The sequence below is a fragment of the Micromonospora sp. M42 genome, from assembly GCF_000568915.1.
Lineage (GTDB): Bacteria > Actinomycetota > Actinomycetes > Mycobacteriales > Micromonosporaceae > Micromonospora > Micromonospora chalcea.
The window spans coordinates 3,966,229-3,985,892 of sequence record NZ_KK037233.1 but is presented as its reverse complement, the minus strand read 5'-3'; the positions used below and the strand labels follow the sequence as shown (position 1 = coordinate 3,985,892).

Annotated in this window: 16 protein-coding genes and 1 pseudogene; 16 read left to right on the top strand and 1 reads right to left on the bottom strand. The window is 71.1% G+C overall.

The features are described from left to right. Positions 1-62 precede the first annotated feature (62 nt). The 15 genes and pseudogenes from MCBG_RS18205 (at position 63) to MCBG_RS18135 (ending at position 17,475) form a co-directional block, all read left to right on the top strand. Positions 63-428, top strand: a complete 366-nt coding sequence (locus tag MCBG_RS18205) for an NADH-quinone oxidoreductase subunit A (protein WP_013283601.1) — start codon at positions 63-65, stop codon at positions 426-428. 11 nt (positions 429-439) lie between these two features. Further along, positions 440-1,120, top strand: a complete 681-nt coding sequence (locus MCBG_RS18200; protein ID WP_013283602.1) for a NuoB/complex I 20 kDa subunit family protein — start codon at positions 440-442, stop codon at positions 1,118-1,120. Then, on the top strand, positions 1,117-1,845 hold the full coding sequence (locus tag MCBG_RS18195; RefSeq protein WP_043327315.1) for an NADH-quinone oxidoreductase subunit C: 729 nt from the start codon (positions 1,117-1,119) through the stop codon (positions 1,843-1,845). The genes MCBG_RS18200 and MCBG_RS18195 overlap by 4 nt, the downstream gene beginning before the upstream one ends. Then, positions 1,842-3,167: an NADH-quinone oxidoreductase subunit D gene (locus tag MCBG_RS18190; protein WP_043327313.1), complete on the top strand. Its 1,326-nt coding sequence runs from the start codon at positions 1,842-1,844 to the stop codon at positions 3,165-3,167. Before MCBG_RS18195 ends, MCBG_RS18190 begins: the two co-directional genes overlap by 4 nt. Further along, positions 3,164-4,279: an NADH-quinone oxidoreductase subunit NuoE gene (gene nuoE / locus MCBG_RS18185; RefSeq protein WP_043327311.1), complete on the top strand. Its 1,116-nt coding sequence runs from the start codon at positions 3,164-3,166 to the stop codon at positions 4,277-4,279. The genes MCBG_RS18190 and nuoE overlap by 4 nt, the downstream gene beginning before the upstream one ends. Further along, positions 4,276-5,592, top strand: a complete 1,317-nt coding sequence (gene nuoF, locus MCBG_RS18180) for an NADH-quinone oxidoreductase subunit NuoF (RefSeq protein ID WP_043327309.1) — start codon at positions 4,276-4,278, stop codon at positions 5,590-5,592. The genes nuoE and nuoF overlap by 4 nt, the downstream gene beginning before the upstream one ends. Further along, positions 5,592-8,102 (top strand): NADH-quinone oxidoreductase subunit G, encoded by a 2,511-nt coding sequence (locus MCBG_RS18175; RefSeq protein WP_043327307.1) that lies wholly within the window; start codon positions 5,592-5,594, stop codon positions 8,100-8,102. Before nuoF ends, MCBG_RS18175 begins: the two co-directional genes overlap by 1 nt. Before the next feature lie 61 nt (positions 8,103-8,163). Next, complete coding sequence (nuoH, locus tag MCBG_RS18170; RefSeq protein ID WP_043327305.1) at positions 8,164-9,516, top strand: NADH-quinone oxidoreductase subunit NuoH; 1,353 nt, start codon at positions 8,164-8,166, stop codon at positions 9,514-9,516. 1 nt (position 9,517) lies between these two features. Beyond that, the gene (gene nuoI / locus MCBG_RS18165) at positions 9,518-10,165 is read left to right on the top strand and encodes an NADH-quinone oxidoreductase subunit NuoI (RefSeq protein ID WP_030500778.1); all 648 of its coding nucleotides are present in this window, start codon (positions 9,518-9,520) and stop codon (positions 10,163-10,165) included. Then, positions 10,162-10,932, top strand: coding sequence for an NADH-quinone oxidoreductase subunit J (locus MCBG_RS18160; RefSeq protein WP_043327303.1), 771 nt, complete (start codon positions 10,162-10,164; stop codon positions 10,930-10,932). The genes nuoI and MCBG_RS18160 overlap by 4 nt, the downstream gene beginning before the upstream one ends. Next, the gene (gene nuoK, locus MCBG_RS18155; RefSeq protein ID WP_013283611.1) at positions 10,929-11,228 is read left to right on the top strand and encodes an NADH-quinone oxidoreductase subunit NuoK; all 300 of its coding nucleotides are present in this window, start codon (positions 10,929-10,931) and stop codon (positions 11,226-11,228) included. Before MCBG_RS18160 ends, nuoK begins: the two co-directional genes overlap by 4 nt. A gap of 7 nt (positions 11,229-11,235) precedes the next feature. Then, positions 11,236-13,197: an NADH-quinone oxidoreductase subunit L gene (gene nuoL, locus MCBG_RS18150; RefSeq protein WP_043327301.1), complete on the top strand. Its 1,962-nt coding sequence runs from the start codon at positions 11,236-11,238 to the stop codon at positions 13,195-13,197. A gap of 64 nt (positions 13,198-13,261) precedes the next feature. Beyond that, positions 13,262-14,795 (top strand): annotated as a pseudogene (locus MCBG_RS18145) (NADH-quinone oxidoreductase subunit M). Further along, on the top strand, positions 14,792-16,345 hold the full coding sequence (gene nuoN, locus MCBG_RS18140) for an NADH-quinone oxidoreductase subunit NuoN (protein WP_043327299.1): 1,554 nt from the start codon (positions 14,792-14,794) through the stop codon (positions 16,343-16,345). The pseudogene MCBG_RS18145 and the gene nuoN overlap by 4 nt, the downstream one beginning before the upstream one ends. Before the next feature lie 89 nt (positions 16,346-16,434). Further along, positions 16,435-17,475, top strand: coding sequence for a polyprenyl synthetase family protein (locus MCBG_RS18135; protein WP_043327297.1), 1,041 nt, complete (start codon positions 16,435-16,437; stop codon positions 17,473-17,475). A gap of 24 nt (positions 17,476-17,499) precedes the next feature. Here the strand turns inward: MCBG_RS18135 and MCBG_RS18130 are convergent, their stop codons facing one another. Continuing rightward, positions 17,500-18,690: an MFS transporter gene (locus MCBG_RS18130; protein ID WP_043327295.1), complete on the bottom strand. Its 1,191-nt coding sequence runs from the start codon at positions 18,688-18,690 to the stop codon at positions 17,500-17,502. Between the two features lie 153 nt (positions 18,691-18,843). Between MCBG_RS18130 and MCBG_RS18125 the strand changes: the two genes are divergently transcribed. Further along, positions 18,844-19,626, top strand: a complete 783-nt coding sequence (locus tag MCBG_RS18125; RefSeq protein WP_030503712.1) for an IclR family transcriptional regulator — start codon at positions 18,844-18,846, stop codon at positions 19,624-19,626. Positions 19,627-19,664 lie beyond the last annotated feature (38 nt).

The following is a 19,664-nucleotide window of genomic DNA, read 5'->3' as shown; positions in this document are numbered from 1 at the left end:
GACGTGAATAGTGTGATTTTGGCCAACCACCGAGGTCAGGGAAGGACGAGCAGGGGACAACGATGACGCTCTCTCCTTACGCACCCATCATCGGGCTGTTCGCCCTCGCTGCGGCGTTCGCGCTGTTCTCCGTGGCCGCTGCCCGACTCGCCGGCCCGCGGCGTCTGAACAAGGCCAAGCTCGAGGCGTACGAGTGTGGCATCGAGCCGAGCCCGCAGCCGGTCGGCGGCGGCCGGTTCCCGATCAAGTTCTACCTGACGGCGATGCTCTTCATCGTCTTCGACATCGAGATCATCTTCCTCTACCCCTGGGCGGTCTCCTTCGACGCTCTGCCGATCTTCGGCTTCGTGGAGATGGTCCTGTTCATCGTCGCGGTCTTCGTCGCCTACGCCTATGTCTGGCGTCGCGGCGGCCTGGACTGGGACTGAGGAGGTAGCAGATGGGCATCGAGGAGAAACTCCCCTCCGGCGTCCTGCTCACCAGCGTCGAGAAGCTGGTCAACTGGACGCGGAAGACCTCGGTCTGGGGCGCGACGTTCGGTCTGGCCTGCTGCGCCATCGAGATGATGGCGGCGGGCGGCCCGCACTACGACATGGGCCGCTGGGGCATGGAGGTCTTCCGGGCCTCGCCCCGCCAGGCGGACCTGATGATCGTGGCCGGCCGGGTGAGCCAGAAGATGGCCCCGGTGCTGCGCCAGATCTACGACCAGATGGCCGAGCCCCGCTGGGTCATCTCGATGGGCGTCTGCGCCAGCAGCGGCGGCATGTTCAACAACTACGCCATCGTGCAGGGCGTCGACCACGTCGTCCCGGTCGACATGTACCTGCCCGGCTGCCCGCCCCGGCCGGAGATGCTCATCGACGCCGTGCTCAAGCTGCGCGAGAAGATCATGCACGAGCCGCTGGGCCCGAACGGCCGCAAGATGCTGGAGGCCCGCCAGGCGCGCGGTGACGTGCCGGTCGTGCCGTACGGCTCGATGCCCTCGTCGTACCGCAGCGACAAGGCCCGCCGTGCCGAGTGGACGAAGGCCGTCCGCGAGGGGCGCGAGGAGCAGCTGCGGATCGAGAACTGGATGAAGGCGCAGAACCACCTTCAGGCGTCGCATAGGGGCCCGAAATGAGCAACGACAAGACCAACGACGGCGGGGTGCCGGTGCCGACCACCCCGGTCGGCGCCAGCTCCACCGCTCCGGCCGAGTACCCGCCGGCCAGCCCGGCCGGCCGGGGGATGTTCGGCAACCAGGGCACCGGTGACGTCTCCGGCTACGGCGGGCTGGTCCGCCAGCGCAAGCCGATCGAGGAGGCGACCCGCCCGTACGGGAGCTACTTCGACGAGGTGCGGGACGCGCTGGAGGAGGCGTACCCGGACTTCAACGACGCGATCGAGAAGGTCGTGGTCGACCGGGGCGAACTGACGCTGCACGTACGCCCGGAGCGCATCGCCGAGGTCTGCCAGGTGATGCGCGACGACCTGTCGCTGCGCTTCGAGCTGCTCTCGTCGCTGTCCGGCGTGGACTACCTGGGCGCGGAACGGCGCCTGCACGTGGTCTACCAGCTGACCTCGATGACCTACCGCCGCATCGTCCGGCTGGAGGTGGCGGTCTCCGCCGAGCAGCCGCACGTACCGAGCGTCACCGCCGTCTACCCGACCGCCGACTGGCAGGAGCGGGAGACGTACGACATGTTCGGCGTCGTCTTCGACGGCCACCCCGCCCTGACCCGGATCCTCATGCCGGACGACTGGGAGGGTCACCCGCAGCGCAAGGACTACCCGCTCGGCGGCGTGCCGGTCGAGTACAAGGGTGCGGAAATCCCGCCGCCGGACCGTAGGAGGTCGTACCAGTGACCACGTCTAACTACGCGACCGAGCGCGAGACCACCGAGGGCAAGGTCTTCACCGTCACCGGCGGGGACTGGGACGAGGTCGTCTCCGGCACGGACCCGATCAACGACGAGCGGATCGTCGTCAACATGGGCCCGCAGCACCCGTCCACCCACGGCGTGCTCCGGCTGGTCCTGGAGCTGGAGGGCGAGACGGTCCGCGAGGCCCGCTCGGTCGTCGGCTACCTGCACACCGGCATCGAGAAGAACCTGGAGTACCGCAACTGGGTCCAGGGCTCGACGTTCGTGACCCGGATGGACTACCTCTCCCCGCTGTTCAACGAGACGGCGTACGCGCTCGCGGTGGAGAAGCTGCTCGGGATCACCGACGACATCACCGAGCGCGCGAACACCATCCGCGTGCTGATGATGGAGCTCAACCGGATCTCGTCGCACCTGGTCTGGCTGGCGACCACCGCCATGGAGCTGGGCGCGATCAACATGATGCTGTACGGCTTCCGCGAGCGGGAGTACGTCCTCGACATCTTCGAGACCATCACCGGCCTGCGGATGAACCACGCGTACGTGCGGCCGGGCGGCGTGGCGCAGGACGTGCCGGACGACGCGATCCGCAAGATCCGCGACTTCCTCCAGCTGATGCCGAAGCGGCTCAAGGAGTACGAGAACCTGCTCTCCGGTCAGCCGATCTGGCTGGAACGGACGCAGAACGTGGCGGTGCTCGACGTGACCGGCTGCATGGCGCTCGGCGTCACCGGCCCGGTGCTGCGCTCCGCCGGCCTCGCCTGGGACCTGCGCAAGACCATGCCGTACTGCGGCTACGAGACGTACGAGTTCGACGTGCCGACCCACACCGACGGTGACGTGTGGGGCCGCTACCTGGTCCGGGTCGCGGAGATCCGGGAGTCGCTGAAGCTCGTCGAGCAGGCGCTGGACCGTCTGAAGCCGGGCCCGGTGATGGTCTCCGACAAGAAGATCGCCTGGCCGGCGCAGCTCGCCATCGGCGTCGACGGCATGGGCAACTCCCTGGAGCACGTCGCGAAGATCATGGGTCAGTCGATGGAGTCGCTGATCCACCACTTCAAGCTCGTCACCGAGGGCTTCCGGGTCCCGCCGGGCCAGGTGTACGTCGCCGTCGAGTCGCCCCGCGGCGAACTCGGCGTGCACGCGGTGTCCGACGGCGGCACCCGGCCCTACCGGGTGCACTACCGGGAGCCGAGCTTCGTCAACCTCCAGGCCCTCCCGGCGATGGCCGAGGGCGGCCTGATCGCCGACGTGATCGCCGGCGGCGCCTCGCTGGACCCCGTGATGGGTGGTTGTGACCGATGAGCACGTTCACTGAAGAGACCCGGCTCCGGGCGCGGGAGATCATCGCCCGGTACCCGGCCGACCGGTCCCGCTCGGCGCTGCTGCCGCTGCTGCACCTGGTCCAGTCCGAGGAGGGGTACGTCTCCCCGGCCGGTGTCGAGTTCTGCGCCGAGGTGCTCGGGCTGAACAAGGCCCAGGTCGGCGCCGTCGCCACCTTCTACACCATGTACAAGCGCAAGCCCACCGGTGAATACCTGGTCAGCGTCTGCACCAACACCATGTGCGACGTGCTCGGCGGGCAGAAGGTCTACGACGCCCTGGCCGAGCACCTCGGCGTCGGGCACGAGGAGACCACCGCCGACGGGAAGATCACCCTGGAGCACGCCGAGTGCCTGGCGGCGTGCGACTACGGCCCGGTCATGACCGTGAACTACGACTTCTTCGACAACGTGGAGCCGCAGGGCGCGCTCGACGTGGTCGAGGAGCTGCGGGCCGGCGGCCGGCCGATGCCGACCCGGGGCGCGCGCCTGTGCACGCTCAAGGAGATGGCGGTCCAGCTCGCCGGTTTCGCCGACGAGCGCGACGGCGCGGTGGCCGACGGCGGGCCGGGCGAGCCCAGCTTGCGCGGCCTGCGCCTGGCCGAGCAGCACGGCGTCTCGGTGCCGGGCTTCGACCCGAAGACCCCGATCCGCAGCAAGGCCGAGGCCGACCGGGCCGCCGCCGAGGCGAAGGCGAAGGCCGAGGCCGCGAAGCCGGCCCCCGCGCCCGAGCCGGCCAAGGCCGCCGAGCAGGTTTTGCCGGAGGCGGCCACCGGCAGCACCGCGCCGGACGTGAAGGCGCCGGACGCCAAGTCGCCGCAGGTGCGTACCGCCGAGACCCGGCAGCCGGACGCGGCCACCGCCGTACCGGACGCGCCGGGCACCAAGATCCCGGTGGACGGCCCGCCGCCGGTGCCGCGCGACGCGCAGGCGGCGGAGGCGGCCGGCACGGCGGCGAACCCGCCGGCCGGCGACGGCAAGCCCGCCGGCGACGCGGCCGGCGCGCAGGAGCGCAACCTCAAGGAAGCGGAGGCCGGTACGGGCGCGGACGGCGCCGACCCGGCGGACGCCAACGGATCGGGGGTCCGCAAGTGACCACGCCTCGGCCGGAGACGCTGGCCAAGCTCACGCCGGTGCTCACCAAGCGCTGGCTGTCGCCGGACGCCTGGCGGATCGGCACCTACGAGAACCTGGACGGCTACGCCGCCCTGCGCAAGGCGCTCAAGGCGCACCCGGACGACCTGATCCAGCTGGTCAAGGACTCCGGGCTGCGCGGCCGTGGCGGCGCGGGCTTCCCGACCGGCCTGAAGTGGGGCTTCATCCCGCAGGGCGACGGCAAGCCGCACTACCTGGTGGTGAACGCCGACGAGGGCGAGCCGGGCACCTGCAAGGACCTGCCGCTGATGACCTACGACCCGCACTCGCTGGTCGAGGGCGTCATCATCGCCTCGTACGCGATCCGGGCCAACCGGGCGTACATCTACATCCGCGGTGAGGCGGTGCACGCCGCCCGGCGGCTGCGCAGCGCGGTCGCCGAGGCGTACGCCAAGGGCTACCTCGGCCGGAACATCCTCGGCTCCGGGTTCGACCTGGACCTGGTGGTGCACTCCGGCGCCGGGGCGTACATCTGCGGTGAGGAGACCGCGCTGCTGGACTCGCTGGAGGGCTTCCGCGGCCAGCCCCGGCTGCGCCCGCCGTTCCCGGCGACCCACGGCCTGTACGCCAGCCCGACCGTTGTCAACAACGTCGGCACCATCGCCAGCGTGCCGTACATCGTGCTCGGTGGCGCGGACTGGTGGAAGACGATGGGCACGGAGAAGTCGTCCGGCCCGATGATCTACTCGCTGTCCGGCCGGATCGCGAACCCGGGCCAGTACGAGTGCTCGATGGGCATCACGCTGCGCGAGCTGATCGAGCTGGCCGGCGGGATGAAGCCGGGGCACAACCTGAAGTTCTGGACCCCGGGTGGTTCGTCGACGCCGCTGCTGACCGCCGAGCACCTGGACGTGCCGCTGGACTTCGAGGGGGTGGCGGGGGCCGGCTCGATCCTGGGCACCACCGCCACGCAGATCTTCTCCGACCAGGACTGCCCGGTGTACGCGACCTACCGGTGGCTGGAGTTCTACCACCACGAGTCGTGCGGCAAGTGCACCCCGTGCCGGGAGGGCAACTACTGGATGGTCCGGGTCTACCGGCGCATCCTGTCCGGCCAGGGCACCCACGAGGACCTGGACACCCTGCTCGACACCTGCGACAACATCCTCGGCCGCTCGTTCTGCGGTCTGGGTGACGGCGCGACCAGCTCGGTCACCTCGTCGCTGAAGTACTTCAAGCAGGACTACCTCGACTACATCGAGGGACGTACCGCTCCGAAGCTGTCGGAGAAGACCCTGGTAGGGGCGCACTGATGACCGACGTAGCCAAGCAGACCGAGACCGTCACGCTGACCATCGACGGCGTCGAGGTCACCGCCCCCAAGGGGGCGCTGCTGATCCGGGTCGCCGAGCAGCTGGGCACCGAGATCCCCCGCTTCTGCGACCACCCGCTGCTGGCCCCGGCCGGCGCCTGCCGGCAGTGCCTGGTGGAGGTGGAGGGCCAGCGCAAGCCGGTCGCCTCCTGCACCCAGACCGTCGCCGACGGCATGGTGGTGCGGACCCAGCTCACCTCCCCGGTCGCCAAGAAGGCCCAGGAGGGGGTGATGGAGCTGCTGCTCCTCAACCACCCCCTGGACTGCCCGATGTGTGACAAGGGCGGCGAGTGCCCGCTGCAGAACCAGGCGATGTCCACCGGCCGGACGGACTCGCGGTTCCACGAGCACAAGCGGGAGTACCCGAAGCCGCTGCCGATCAGCACCCAGGTGCTGCTCGACCGCGAGCGCTGCGTGCTCTGCCAGCGGTGCACCCGGTTCTCCGAGGAGATCGCCGGGGACAAGTTCATCGACCTGATGGGCCGCTCCTCGCACGAGGAGATCAACATCTACCGGGACGAGGAGTACGGCGAGGAGGGCGACGAGGGGGACGTCCCGTTCAACTCGTACTTCTCCGGCAACACCGTGCAGATCTGCCCGGTGGGCGCGCTGACCGGCGCGCAGTACCGGTTCCGGGCCCGCCCGTTCGACCTGGTCTCCACGCCGAGCGTCTGCGAGCACTGCTCGGCCGGTTGCGCCCAGCGCACCGACTGGCGGCGCGGGAAGGTGCTGCGCCGGCTGGCCGGCGACGACCCGGCGGTGAACGAGGAGTGGAACTGCGACAAGGGCCGCTGGGGCTTCCAGTACACCCGCGCGTTCGACCGGATCAGCACCCCGATGGTGCGCGACGAGAAGACCGGTGAGCTGCGCGAGGCGTCCTGGAGCGAGGCGCTGACCCGGGCCGCCGAGGGGCTGCGCGAGGCCCGTGACGGCGCGACCGGCACGGCGGTGCTGACCGGCGGCCGGCTCACCGTCGAGGACGCCTACGCGTACGCGAAGTTCGCCCGGATCGCACTGCACACGAACGACATCGACTTCCGGGCCCGCCCGGTCTCCCGCGAGGAGGCCGACTTCCTGGCCAGCAGCGTCGCCGGGGTCACCGACGTGACCTACACGGACGTGGAGAACGCGCCCGCCGTGGTGCTGGTCGGCTTGGAGCCGGAGGAGGAGTGCCCGATCCTCTTCCTGCGGCTGCGCAAGGCGTACCTGAAGAAGAAGCTCACGGTGTACGCGATCGCGCCGTTCGCGACGCGCGGCCTGGAGAAGCTCGGGGCGAAGCTCGCCCGCGTGGTGCCGGGCGAGGAGGCCGGCGTGCTGGCCGAGCACGCCACGGTGGCGGAGGCGCTGGGTAAGCCCGGCGCGATCCTGATCGTCGGCGAGCGGCTGGCCGAGGTGCCGGGCGGGCTGTCGGCGGCGGCGGACGTCGCCCGGCGTACCGGTGCCCGGCTGGTCTGGGTGCCGCGGCGCGCGGGTGACCGCGGCGCTGTCGACGCGGGCTGCCTGCCCAACCTGCTCCCCGGCGGCCGTGTGGTCACCGAGCCGGCCGCCCGCGCGGAGCTCGGCGAGGCGTGGGACATCCCGGCCGGGGTGATCCCGAGCCAGGCCGGCCGCGACACCGACGGCATCCTCACCGCCGCCGCGAACGGTCAGCTCGGCGCCCTGGTGGTGGCCGGTGTCGACCCGGCCGACCTGGCCGACCCGCGCCTGGCCGAGAAGGCCCTGGACGCGGTGCCGTTCCTGGTCAGCCTGGAACTGCGGATGAGCGCGGTGTCGCGCCGGGCCGACGTGGTCCTGCCGGTCGCGCCGGTGGTCGAGAAGGCCGGCAGCTTCCTGGACTGGGAGGGCCGGCTGCGCACGTTCGAGAAGGTGCTGGACACCGGCGCGATGACCGACGCCCGGATCCTGGACGCGATCGCCGCGCAGCTCGACGTGCGGCTGGGCACCGGCGACGTGCCGAGCATCCGCCGCGAGCTGGGCACGCTGCCGCGTACCCGGGTCGAGCGGCCGTCGGCGCCATCGGTCGAGCCGGCCGCCGTCCGGCAGCCGGGCGCGGGCGAGGCCGTGCTGTCCACCTGGCACCAGCTCATCGACCTGGGCAGCCTCACCGACGGCGACGAGCACCTCGCCGGCACCGCCCGCCCGCCGGTGGTCCGGCTGGGCAAGGGCACCGCCGAGTCCCTCGGCGTGGCCGACGGCGACGCGGTCACCGTCGGCACCGACCGTGGCGCGGTCACGCTGCCGGCGGCGATCACCGAGATGCCGGACGGCGTCGTCTGGCTGCCGACCAACTCGCCCGGCTCCACCGTGCGGCGCAGCCTCGGCGCGACGTCCGGTTCGCTGGTGAAGGTCTCCGTCGGCGCCGCCGGCGGTTCGGCCGTCCCGGCGGGGCGGGTCGCGGCGGACGCCGCGGACCGGCCGGGCCCGCTGCTGAACACCGGGAGTGCACAGTGAGCGCGCGCAGGCAACGAGCGGAGCGAGTACGCCTCGCGGTCGCGAACGAAAGGTCGGTGCAGTGAATCTCTACCTCGCGGCGCAGGACCCGACGCTTGCCGACTTCGGCAAGGACCCGTGGTGGCTGGTCCTCGGCAAGATCCTCTTCGCGTTCGTCGTCGCCGTGGCGGCCACGCTGCTGGGCGTCTGGTTCGAGCGCCGGGTCGTGGGCCGGATGGCGGTGCGGCCCGGCCCCAACCAGGCCGGACCGTTCGGTCTGCTCCAGACGCTCGCCGACGGCGTGAAGCTGGCCTTCAAGGAGGACATCCTCCCGCGCAAGGCCGACAAGGTGGTCTACTTCTTCGCCCCGGTGATCTCCGTGGTCTGCGCGGTCACCGCGCTGTCGGTGATCCCGTTCGGGCCGATGGTGAGCATCTTCGGGCACCGCACGCCGCTGCAGGTCACCGACGTGTCGGTGGCGGTGCTGGTGGTGCTGGCCTTCTCCTCGCTGGCCGTGTACGGCATCGTGCTCGGCGGCTGGGCCAGCGGCTCCACCTACCCGCTGCTCGGTGGTCTGCGCTCCGCCGCCCAGCTGGTGTCCTACGAGGTCACCATGGGCCTGAGTGTGGTCGCGGTCTTCATGACCGCCGGCACCATGTCGACCAGCGGGATCGTCGCCGCGCAGGGCGACGGCACCCGGCTGAGCATCGGCGGCTTCGACCTCGCCGCGCCCGGCTGGTACGCGATCCTGCTGCTGCCCAGCTTCATCATGTTCTTCATCGCCATCGTCGGTGAGACCAACCGGGCGCCGTTCGACCTGCCCGAGGCGGAGTCGGAGCTGGTGGCCGGCTTCCAGACCGAGTACAGCTCGCTGAAGTTCGCGCTGTTCATGCTCAGCGAGTACGTCGCGATGGTCACCATGTCGGCGTTCACCGTGACGCTGTTCCTCGGCGGCTGGCACGCGCCGTGGCCGATCACGATCTGGTCGGGCGCCAACGAGGGCTGGTGGCCGATGCTGTGGTTCTTCGGCAAGGTCATCCTGCTGGTGTTCGTCTTCGTCTGGCTGCGCGGCACGCTGCCCCGGCTCCGCTACGACCAGTTCATGCGCTTCGGCTGGAAGGTGCTGCTGCCGCTGAACCTGGTCTGGATCATGGTGCTCGCCGGGCTGCGCTCGATCGAGGACTGGCAGGCCCGGGACCGGCTGCTCGTCACCGCCGTCGGCGCGGGCGTGCTGCTGCTGGTCACGCTCTTCTGGCCGAGCCGGAAGAAGGAGCTGAAGCAGTCGCCCCAGGAGCAGGCGGACAGCCGGCCGTACGGCAGCTTCCCGCTGCCGCCGATGGATCTTCAGGTTCCGCCGAGCCCGCGTACCAAGCGCGTGCTCGCCGAGCGGGAGCCGGCCAACGTGGTCGCCGGCCCGGACTCCAGGGAGGTGTGACGTGGGCGCGATCACCGGAACGTTCAAGGGCTTCGGTGTCACCTTCTCGCACATGTTCAAGAAGGTCGTCACCACCGACTACCCGTTCAAGCCGCCGGTCTCGGCGCCGCGCTACCACGGGCGGCACATCCTCAACCGGCACCCGGACGGGCTGGAGAAGTGCATCGGCTGCGAGCTGTGCGCCTGGGCCTGCCCGGCCGACGCGATCTACGTGGAGGGTGGCGACAACACCGAGGAGCAGCGCTTCTCCCCGGGTGAGCGGTACGCCAGCATCTACCAGATCAACTACGCCCGGTGCATCTTCTGCGGGCTCTGCATCGAGGCCTGCCCGACCCGTTCGCTCACCATGAGCAACGAGTACGAGCTGGCCCGGGACAACCGGCAGGACCTGATCTTCACCAAGGAGCAGCTGCTCGCGCCGCTGCTCGAAGGCATGGAGCAGCCGCCGCACCCGATGCGGCTGGGCGACAGCGAGAAGGACTACTACGTCGGCGCGCTGACCAACCCGGGCACCTCGGCCGGTGCCGAGCGCTCGCCGATGGGCCCCGGCCGGTACCAGGTGGAGGAGCACCCCGGCGTGACCTTCCCCGGCGCCGAGCAGGCCGAGCAGCGGTCCGCCGCCGCGGCGGGCAAGGGAGGCAAGGCATGACCTCGGCAACGGTGCTCGCCGCTGCGGGCCAGGTGTCCGGGGGTGAGGAGGTCACCTTCTGGATCCTCGCCCCGCTGGCCCTGCTCGGGGCGGTTGGCATGGTGTGGGCCCGCAACGCGGTGCACTCCGCGCTCTGGCTCGTGCTGACCATGCTCTGCCTGGGCGTGTTCTACGTGCTCCAGGCGGGGCCGTTCATCGGCATGGTGCAGATCATCGTCTACACCGGCGCGATCATGATGCTGTTCCTGTTCGTGCTGATGCTCGTCGGCCGGGACGCCTCCGACTCGCTCATCGAGACGCTGCGCGGCCAGCGGGTCGCCGCCGTCGTCCTCGGGCTCGGCTTCGCCGGCCTGGTGGGCAGCGGCCTGTACCGCGCGCTCGACGGCGTGCCGGCGGCCGGGCTCGACGAGGCGAACGCCGAGGGCAACGTGCAGGGCATCGCCCGGCTGCTGTTCACCAAGTACGTCTTCGCCTTCGAGCTGACCTCGGCGCTGCTGATCACCGCCGCGGTGGGCGCGATGGTGCTGGCGCACGTCGAGCGGCGCAAGGCGGACCGGATGGACCAGATCGCCACCATGAAGGCGCGGTTCCGCCCCGGCAACTACCCCGGCCCGAAGCCCGGCCCGGGTGTCTACGCCACCTCCTCCTCGGTGGCCACCCCGGCCCGCCTGCCCGACGGCCGGCTGACCGACCGCAGCATCCCGGAGATCCTGCCGGTGCGCGAGCTGACGGCCGAGGAGACCGCACCGAAGGGGACGGACAAATGACCCCGGACTACTACCTGATCCTCGCGGCGGTGCTGTTCACCATCGGCGCCGTCGGCGTGCTGGTCCGGCGCAACGCGATCGTGCTGTTCATGTGCATCGAGCTGATGCTCAACGCGGCCAACCTGACCCTGGTCACATTCAGCCGGATCAACGGCGACCTGAACGGCCAGATCATGGCGTTCTTCGTGATGGTGGTCGCGGCGGCCGAGGTCGTGGTCGGTCTCGCGATCATCATGGCGATCTTCCGTACCCGGCGCTCGGCGAGCGTCGACGACGCCAACCTGCTGAAGTACTGAGGGGCTCGTGGTGGAACAGATTCTGACGATCGCCCAGTCTGAGCCAGCCGAGGCCGTCACCTTCGCCACGGCGGACGGGATGCTGGGCTCGGTCTGGCTGCTGGTGGCGATCCCGCTGGTCAGCGCGGCGATCCTGCTGCTGCTCGGCAAGCGGGCGGACCGCTGGGGCCACTGGCTCGGCGTGGGCGCCATCGGCGCCGCCTTCCTGCTCGGTCTCACCTACTTCTTCCAGCTTCGCGGCCTGGAGAACAAGCAGGTCGAGCTGAGCCTCTGGGACTTCATGGCGGTCGGCAACCTGAGGGTGGACTTCGGTCTGCTCTTCGACCCGCTGGCCGCGGTCTTCGTCCTGCTGATCACCGGGGTGGGTTTCCTGATCCACCTCTACGCCGTGGAGTACATGGCGCACGACGCGGGCCGGCGACTGTTCTTCGCGTACTTCAACCTGTTCGTCGCCGCGATGTTGCTGCTGGTGCTCGGCAACAACTACGTGATGCTCTACTTCGGCTGGGAGGGCGTCGGTCTGGCGTCGTACCTGCTGATCTCCTTCTGGTACGGCCGGCCGAGCGCGGCCACCGCCGGCAAGAAGGCGTTCCTGATGAACCGGGTCGGCGACGCCGGCCTGGCCATCGGCATCTTCATCATGTTCGCCATGCTCGGCACCACCCAGTACGACGAGGTGTTCAACGGGGTCGGCTCGATGACCTCGACCACGGTGCTGGTGCTCGGCCTGCTCCTGCTGCTCGGCGCGGCCGGCAAGTCCGGCCAGTTCCCGCTGCAGGCGTGGTTGCCGGACGCGATGGAGGGCCCGACCCCGGTGTCCGCGCTCATCCACGCGGCCACCATGGTCACCGCGGGCGTCTACCTGATCGCCCGCTCCAACGCGATCTTCTCGGCCAACGAGACGCTGCAGCTCGTGGTGGTCAGCGTCGGCGCGCTCACGCTGCTGATGGGCTGCATCATCGGCGCGGCCAAGGACGACATCAAGCGGGTGCTGGCCTGGTCGACGGTCAGCCAGATCGGCTACATGTTCCTCGGCGTCGGGCTCGGCGGCGGAGCGTACGCGCTGGCCATCGTGCACCTGCTGGCGCACGGCTTCTTCAAGGCCAACATGTTCCTCGGCGCCGGCTCGGTCATGCACGGCATGAACGACCAGGTGGACATCCGCCGCTTCGGCGGGCTGTCGAAGTACATGAAGGTCACCTGGCTGACGTTCATGATGGGCTGGCTCGCCATCATCGGCATGTTCCCGTTCTCCGGCTACTTCTCCAAGGAGCCGATCATCGTGGCCGCGTTCGAGCGGGAGGGCTGGACGGCCTGGCTGTTCGGCCTGGCCGCGCTGCTCGGCGCCGGGCTCACCGCGTTCTACATGACGCGGCTGTTCGTGCTCACGTTCCACGGCCCGAAGCGCTGGACCGAGGACATCGAGCACCCGCACGAGTCGCCGAAGCTGATGACGATCCCGCTGATCCTGCTGGCGATCGGCTCGGTCGGCGCGGGCTTCCTGCTCGCCACCTCCGTGCCGGACTGGCTCACCGCCACCAACGGGCTCGGCGGCGAGAGCGGGGAGCACGCGCCGGTGCTGGCGCACTGGCTGCTCACCGCGCTGTCGCTGCTGGTCACCGTGCTGGGCGCCGGGCTGGCCTGGTTCCTGTTCCGGGGCGGTACGGCCACCGAGCCGCAGCCGGCCGGCGTGGTGGTCACCGCTGCGCGCCGGAACCTCTACACGGACGCCTTCAACGAGGCGGTCTTCGAGAAGCCGGGCATCTTCCTCACCCGGGCGCTGGTGTTCCTCGACAACCGGGGCGTGGACGGGCTGGTCAACGGCCTGGCCGCCGCCGTGGGCGGGGGCTCGGGCCGGCTCCGGCGGCTGCAGACCGGCTTCGTGCGGTCGTACGCGACCTCGATCCTGACCGGCGCGCTGCTCGTGGTCGCGGCGTTCCTGGCGGTGCAGGCGGGGTGGCTGGCGTGATCGACCTCAACGCGGCCGCCCCCGCCGGCGGGCCACGCAGTCACGACGGAGGTAAGGCCGAATAATGTCCAACTTCCCGTTCCTCTCGGTGCTGACCGTGGCGCCGCTGGTCGGCGCCCTGGTGGTGGCGCTGCTGCCACGCAGCCGTCCGGACCTGGCCAAGCTGGTGGCGTTCGGCTGGTCGCTGCTGGTGCTGGTGCTCTCGGTGGTGATGTGGTTCGCCTTCTCCGCCGGTGGTGACCGGTTCCAGTTCCGCGAGTCGTACCCGTGGATCCCGAACTGGGGCGTGAACTTCACCTTCGAGGTGGACGGCATCGCGCTGGTCATGCTGATGCTGATCGCGATCCTGGTGCCGCTGGTGATCCTGGCGTCCTGGCACGACGCCGAGGCGTCGAAGCGCTCGGTGCCCGCCTACTTCGCGCTGCTGCTCGTCCTCGAGTGCACGATGATCGGCGTCTTCGCCGCCGCCGACGTCTTCCTGTTCTACGTGTTCTTCGAGGTCATGCTGGTGCCTCATGTACTTCCTGATCGGCAGCTACGGCGGCCACCAGCGGCAGTACGCGGCGGTGAAGTTCTTCCTCTACTCGCTGGTCGGCGGTCTGTTCATGCTGGCCGCGGTGATCGGCCTCTGGGTGGTCGGCGGGAAGACCTTCGACTGGCAGGCGCTGAGCCAGGCGGAGTTCGCCACCGACACGGCCCGCTGGCTGTTCCTCGGCTTCTTCGTCGCCTTCGCGATCAAGGCGCCGTTCTTCCCGTTCCACACCTGGCTGCCGGACGCCGGTGGCGCGGCCCCGGCCGGCGCCGCGGCGCTGCTGGTCGGCGTGCTGGACAAGGTCGGAACGTTCGGCATCCTGCGCTACTGCCTCCCGCTGTTCCCGGAGGCGTCGCGGTGGTTCGCGCCGTGGGCGCTGGCGCTGGGTGTCATCGGCATCATCTACGCCGCGCTGCTGGCGGTCGGCCAGAACGACCTGAAGCGGCTGGTGTCGTACACCTCGATCGCGCACTTCGGGTTCATCGGCATCGGCATCTTCGCCTTCACCACCCAGGCCGGCACCGGCGCGGTGCTCTACATGCTCAACCACGGCCTGGCCACCGGCCTGCTGTTCCTGGTGGTCGGCATGCTGATCGCCCGGCGCGGCTCGGCCCTGATCAGCGACTTCGGCGGCGCAGGCAAGCTCGTGCCGGTGCTGGCCGGCGTGCTGTTCTTCGCCGGTCTGGCCTCGCTGGCGCTGCCCGGCACGGCGCCGTTCGTCTCCGAGTTCCTGGTGCTGATCGGCACGTTCACCGTCAACAAGCCGGTCGCGGTGATCGCCACGCTCGGCATCATCCTGGCGGCGGCGTACGTGCTGTGGATGGTGCAGCGCACCACGCAGGGCACGCTGAACCCGGCGCTGACCGAGGTCGAGGGCATGCGCCGGGACCTCACGCTGCGCGAGAAGGTCGTCGTCGCGCCGCTGATCGCGCTGATCGTGCTGCTCGGCTTCTACCCGAAGCCGGTCACCGATGTCATCAACCCCGCCGTCCAGGCGACCATGCAGGACGTCGGCAAGTCCGATCCCGCCCCTGAGGTCGGCAGCGTCCAGGAGGCCGCGAAGTGAGTGAACTGAAGCTGCCGTCGATCGACTACGCGGCGCTCGCTCCGATCCTGATCATGCTGGGCGCGGCCCTGGTCGGGATCCTGGTCGAGGCGTTCGTGCCGCGTCGGCTGCGCAACGCGGTGCAGCTCGGGCTCGCCCTGGTGGCGATGCTCGCGGCGATCGTGATGGTGATCCTGAACGCGGACGCCCGGCTGATCACCATCGGCGGGGCCATCGCGGTCGACGGGCCCACGCTGTTCCTCCAGGGCGCGATCCTGGTCCTGGCCGTCATGGCGCTGCTGCTCGTCGGCGAGCGCACGGTGGAGCGGGGCGGCGCGTTCGTGGCGCACGCCGCGGTCACCGCCGAGTCGGCCGAGGACCGCCGGCAGGCCGAGGGCGTCGGTGGCGCCACCGAGGTCTACCCGCTGATGTCGTTCGCGATCGCCGGCATGCTGATCTTCGTGGCGGCGAACGACCTGCTGACCATGTTCATCGCGCTCGAGGTCTTCTCGCTGCCGCTCTACCTGCTCTGCGCGCTGGCCCGCCGCCGGCGTCTGCTGAGCCAGGAGGCGGCGCTGAAGTACTTCATGCTCGGCGCGTACGCCTCGGCGTTCTTCCTGTTCGGTGTCGCCCTGATCTACGGCTTCACCTCCGGCATCCCGGGCCGTGGGGCCGGCGTCGACTTTGCCACCGTGCACGCGGCGGTCACCGACTCCTCGTCCAGCCCGGTGCTGCTCTTCGCCGGCATGGCGCTGCTCGCCATCGGCCTGCTGTTCAAGGCCGCCGCCGCGCCGTTCCACGTCTGGACGCCGGACGTCTACCAGGGCGCGCCGACCCCGGTCACCGGCTTCATGGCCGCCTGCACCAAGGTCGCCGCGTTCGGCGCGCTGCTGCGCGTCTTCCACGTGGCGTTCGCCGGGGCGTCCTGGGACTTCACCCCGGTGCTCGGCGCGATCGCGGTGCTGACCATGCTGGTCGGCGCGGTGCTCGCGGTCACCCAGACCGACATCAAGCGCCTGCTGGCGTACTCGTCCATCGCGAACGCCGGCTACCTGCTGGTCGGTGTGCTGGCGCCGAGCCGCGAAGGGCTCTCCGGCACGATGTTCTACCTGGCCGCGTACGGCTTCTCGGTGCTCGCCGCGTTCGCCGTGGTGACGCTGGTGCGCGACGCCGACGGGGAGGCCACCCACCTGTCCCGCTGGGCCGGGCTGGGCCGCCGCTCGCCGTTCTTCGCGGCGATCTTCACGTTCATCCTGCTGGCCTTCGCCGGCATCCCGCTGACCAGCGGCTTCACCAGCAAGTTCGCGGTCTTCGGCCCGGCCCTGGAGGCGAACCAGGCGTGGCTGGTGATCGCCGGTGTGCTGACCAGCATGGTGCTGGCCTTCCCGTACCTGCGGGTCGTGGTGATGATGTGGCTGTCCGAGCCGGGCGAGTCCACCCCGACGGTGACCGTGCCGGGCGCGCTCACCTCGGCGGCGCTGGTCATCGGCGTGGTGGCCACGCTGGCGCTGGGTGTGGTCCCCGGTCCGCTGCTCGACCTGACCACCGGTGCTGCCGAATTCGTCAGATGACCGACGTGATCCCACCGGGGGCCGGTACGCCGTGGCGTGCCGGCCCCCGGCCCGTATCCCCCTCGACGAGCAGGTCGAACGGGTGTGGCATGGTTGAGGACGTGGCGAATCCGGCTGGCGAGCGTTCAGGTCAGTTCGGCGCGCTCGGCCTGCACCTCGCGGACCCGCGCGTCGAAGCCTCGGTGCTGGGCGTGCTCGACCGGGTCGAGACGAGCCTGCGGGCGAGCGTGGCGAGCGCTGACCCGCTGGTGACCGAGGCGTCCCGGCACCTGGTCGAGGCCGGCGGCAAGCGGTTCCGCCCGCTGCTGGTGGCGCTGAGCGCCCAGTTCGGCGACCCGGAGGCCGCGCAGGTCGTCCCGGCCGCCGTGGTGATGGAACTCACCCACCTGGCGACGCTCTACCACGACGACGTGATGGACGAGGCCGCCGTGCGGCGGGGCGCGCCGAGCGCCAACTCCCGCTGGACCAACTCGGTGGCCATCCTGGTCGGCGACTACCTCTTCGCCCGGGCCGCGGACATCGCCGCCGAACTGGGCACGGAGGCGGTACGCCTGCAGGCGCGCACGTTCGCTCGGCTGGTGCACGGCCAGATCGCCGAGACGGTCGGCCCGCGCGACGACGACCCGGTCGCGCACTACCTGCACGTGATCGCCGAGAAGACCGGTTCGCTGATCGCCACGTCGGCCCGCTTCGGCGGCATGTTCGGCGGCGCGTCCCCCGAGCACATCGAGGCGCTCGCCGGGTACGGCGAGATCATCGGCGTCGCGTTCCAGCTCTCCGACGACCTGCTGGACATCTCCAGCGAGTCGATCCAGTCCGGCAAGACGCCCGGCACCGACCTGCGCGAGGGCGTGCCCACCCTGCCGGTGCTCTACGCGCTGGCCTCGGACGACGCGGACGCGGCGAGCGTACGGCTGCGGGAGATCCTGGCCACCGGCCCGCTGGTGGACGACGCGCTGCACGCCGAGGCGCTCGGCCTGCTGCGGGAGTCCCCGGCGCTCAAGCGGGCCCGGGAGACGGTACGCAGCTACGCCGAGGACGCGCGGGCCCGGCTGGCCCCGCTGCCCGAGAGCCCGGCGCGCCGCGCGCTGGAGTCCCTCTGCGACTACATCGCCGACCGCACCAGCTGACCCCCGCACCCAGGGCGAGGGCGGTCAGCCGAGCGCGGGGGCGCGGCGGAGCAGGCGGGCGCCGAGCAGCATCAGTACGGCGGCCACGAGCATGGCTGCCGCCGCCGTCAGCCACATCGCCGGGTAGCCGGCCGCGCCGGCCAGCGCGCCCAGGCCGAGCGGGCCCAGGCAGCCGCCCGCGTACACGCCGGTCTGGGTGATCGAGGTGGCGGCGGCCGGGGCCTGCGGGTGCAGCCGGACCACCGCGAAGTTCATCAGCCCGGGCCAGGCCCAGCCGAGCCCGAAGCCGAGCACCACGCCCGCGACCAGCGGCGCGGAGCCGGCCACCGCGAGCAGGATCAGGCCGACCGACCCGGTCAGCAGCATCCCGGCGATCAGCCCGACGTGCCCGTCGGCCCGCCGGTCGGCGAGCCAGCCGACGCCCACCCGGGCCAGCACGCACACCGCGCTGCCGAGCGTGAGCGTCAGGCCGGCCAGGCCGGGGGAGAGACCCCGCGTCGCCGCCGAGTCGACCAGGAACGTGCCCAGCGCGTTCGCCGCGGCTGCCGCCAGCGTCGCGGCCAGCCCGATGACCACGAGCGGGGCGGTGCCGCCGTAGCGGCCCCCGGAGGCGGCCCGGGCGTGCCGGTCCCGTCCGGTCCGGGGTACGGCCGGCAGCGCGGCCAGCGCCGCCCCGGCGGCGACCACGAAGGCCCAGCGCCAGCCGGCGGTGAGCGCGACGGTGGGGACCGCCACGCCGGCCAGCAGCGTCGCGACCGGGACGGCGGCCTGCTTCACGCCGAACGAGAGCCCCTGCCGGTGGGCGGGCACGTGCTCGGCGAGCGCGGCGTTGCTGGCGAGCTGTCCGAGGGCGTTGGCGGCGGCGCTGAGCGCCAGCAGCGTCACCAGCATCGGGTACGACCGGGCCAGCCCGGCCACGGCCAGCAGGGAGGCGGCGGAGAGCAGGATGCCGGCGCGGGCGACGGTGGCCGGGCCGTACCGCTCGACCAGGGCCCCGGAGGGCACCGAGGCGAGCGCGCTCACGCCGAAGTAGATCGAGACGGCCAGGCCCAGGCCGGCCGGGCTGAACCGGAGTTCGTCGCCGAGCTGCACGGCGAGCCCGCCGACGAGGAAGACGGGCAGGACGCACACGATCGTGGTGACGGTGGCGCCGGCGCCCGCCCGGACCGCCCGCCGGGCCGACGCGGGCGCGTCTTGCGAAACTGTTTCAGTCATTGCGAGCACACCCTACGCCCGCACGTTTTGGCTGCTCATCGTGTCCGTCGACCTACCGTCTGTGTCCGGTGATCTGGCATCCTCCATCCGAACAGGCATTTCGCACTCGGCCGGTTTTTCATATGGTGTAAGTCCCCGGCGGCGGAGGTGGTTGTGCGCGACCCCTTGGCGGAACCCTCGGACCTGATCCGCAGCGTGTCCCGCGCGCTTCGAGTGCTCGAGTCGGTCGGCCGTGCGCCGAGAGGGCTCACCGTGAAGCAGATCGCCCGGCGTTGCGAGTTGACAGTCGCCACGACCTACCACCTGGTGCGCACGCTCGCGTACGAGGGCTACGTGATCCGGCGCGAGGACGGGACGTACATCGTGGGGTTGGAGGTGGCCGACCGCTACCGCGAGCTGGTCACCGCGTTCCGCGGGCCGCCCGCGGTCGGCGAGGCGCTGCGCCGCGCGGCGTCGGACACCGGCTGGAGCCACTACCTCGGCCGTTTCATCGGCGGGCAGGTGGCGGTGACCGCCTCCGCCGAGGGGCCACGCTCGCCCTTCCTGGAGGACCTGGTGCCGGGCTTCGACGAGGGCGCCCACGCCACCGCGCTCGGCAAGAGCCTGCTCGCCACGCTCACCACCGAACAGCGCTTCCGCTACCTGCGCGAGTACGGCATGCGCCCGTTCACCACCGCCACCCTCACCACCGTGGAGGCGTTCGAGGCCGACCTGGCCGCCGGTGACCGGCGCGGCATGCAACTGGAACTCGGGCAGTTCCGGCAGGGCGTGGCGTGCGCGGCGGTGCTCGTCGCCCCGGACAAGGACATCGAGCGCCGGGTGGTGCTGGCGTGCGCGCTGCCGGCCGGCGAGATGATGACCTCGGCCCGGGTGGTCCGCGCGAAGCTGCTCACCGCCGCCAGGTCGATCGCCGACGGCATCGCCTCCGAGAACTGACGAAGGGCCGCCGACCTGGTGGGTCGACGGCCCCTCGC

Coding starts and splice junctions, on each gene's coding strand:
- MCBG_RS18205 (WP_013283601.1), top strand. CDS start 63: ATGACGCTCTCTCCTTACGCACCCATCATCGGGCTGTTCGCCCTCGCT.
- MCBG_RS18200 (WP_013283602.1), top strand. CDS start 440: ATGGGCATCGAGGAGAAACTCCCCTCCGGCGTCCTGCTCACCAGCGTC.
- MCBG_RS18195 (WP_043327315.1), top strand. CDS start 1,117: ATGAGCAACGACAAGACCAACGACGGCGGGGTGCCGGTGCCGACCACC.
- nuoE (WP_043327311.1), top strand. CDS start 3,164: ATGAGCACGTTCACTGAAGAGACCCGGCTCCGGGCGCGGGAGATCATC.
- MCBG_RS18175 (WP_043327307.1), top strand. CDS start 5,592: ATGACCGACGTAGCCAAGCAGACCGAGACCGTCACGCTGACCATCGAC.
- MCBG_RS18160 (WP_043327303.1), top strand. CDS start 10,162: ATGACCTCGGCAACGGTGCTCGCCGCTGCGGGCCAGGTGTCCGGGGGT.
- nuoK (WP_013283611.1), top strand. CDS start 10,929: ATGACCCCGGACTACTACCTGATCCTCGCGGCGGTGCTGTTCACCATC.
- MCBG_RS18135 (WP_043327297.1), top strand. CDS start 16,435: ATGGTTGAGGACGTGGCGAATCCGGCTGGCGAGCGTTCAGGTCAGTTC.
- MCBG_RS18130 (WP_043327295.1), bottom strand. CDS start 18,690: ATGACTGAAACAGTTTCGCAAGACGCGCCCGCGTCGGCCCGGCGGGCG.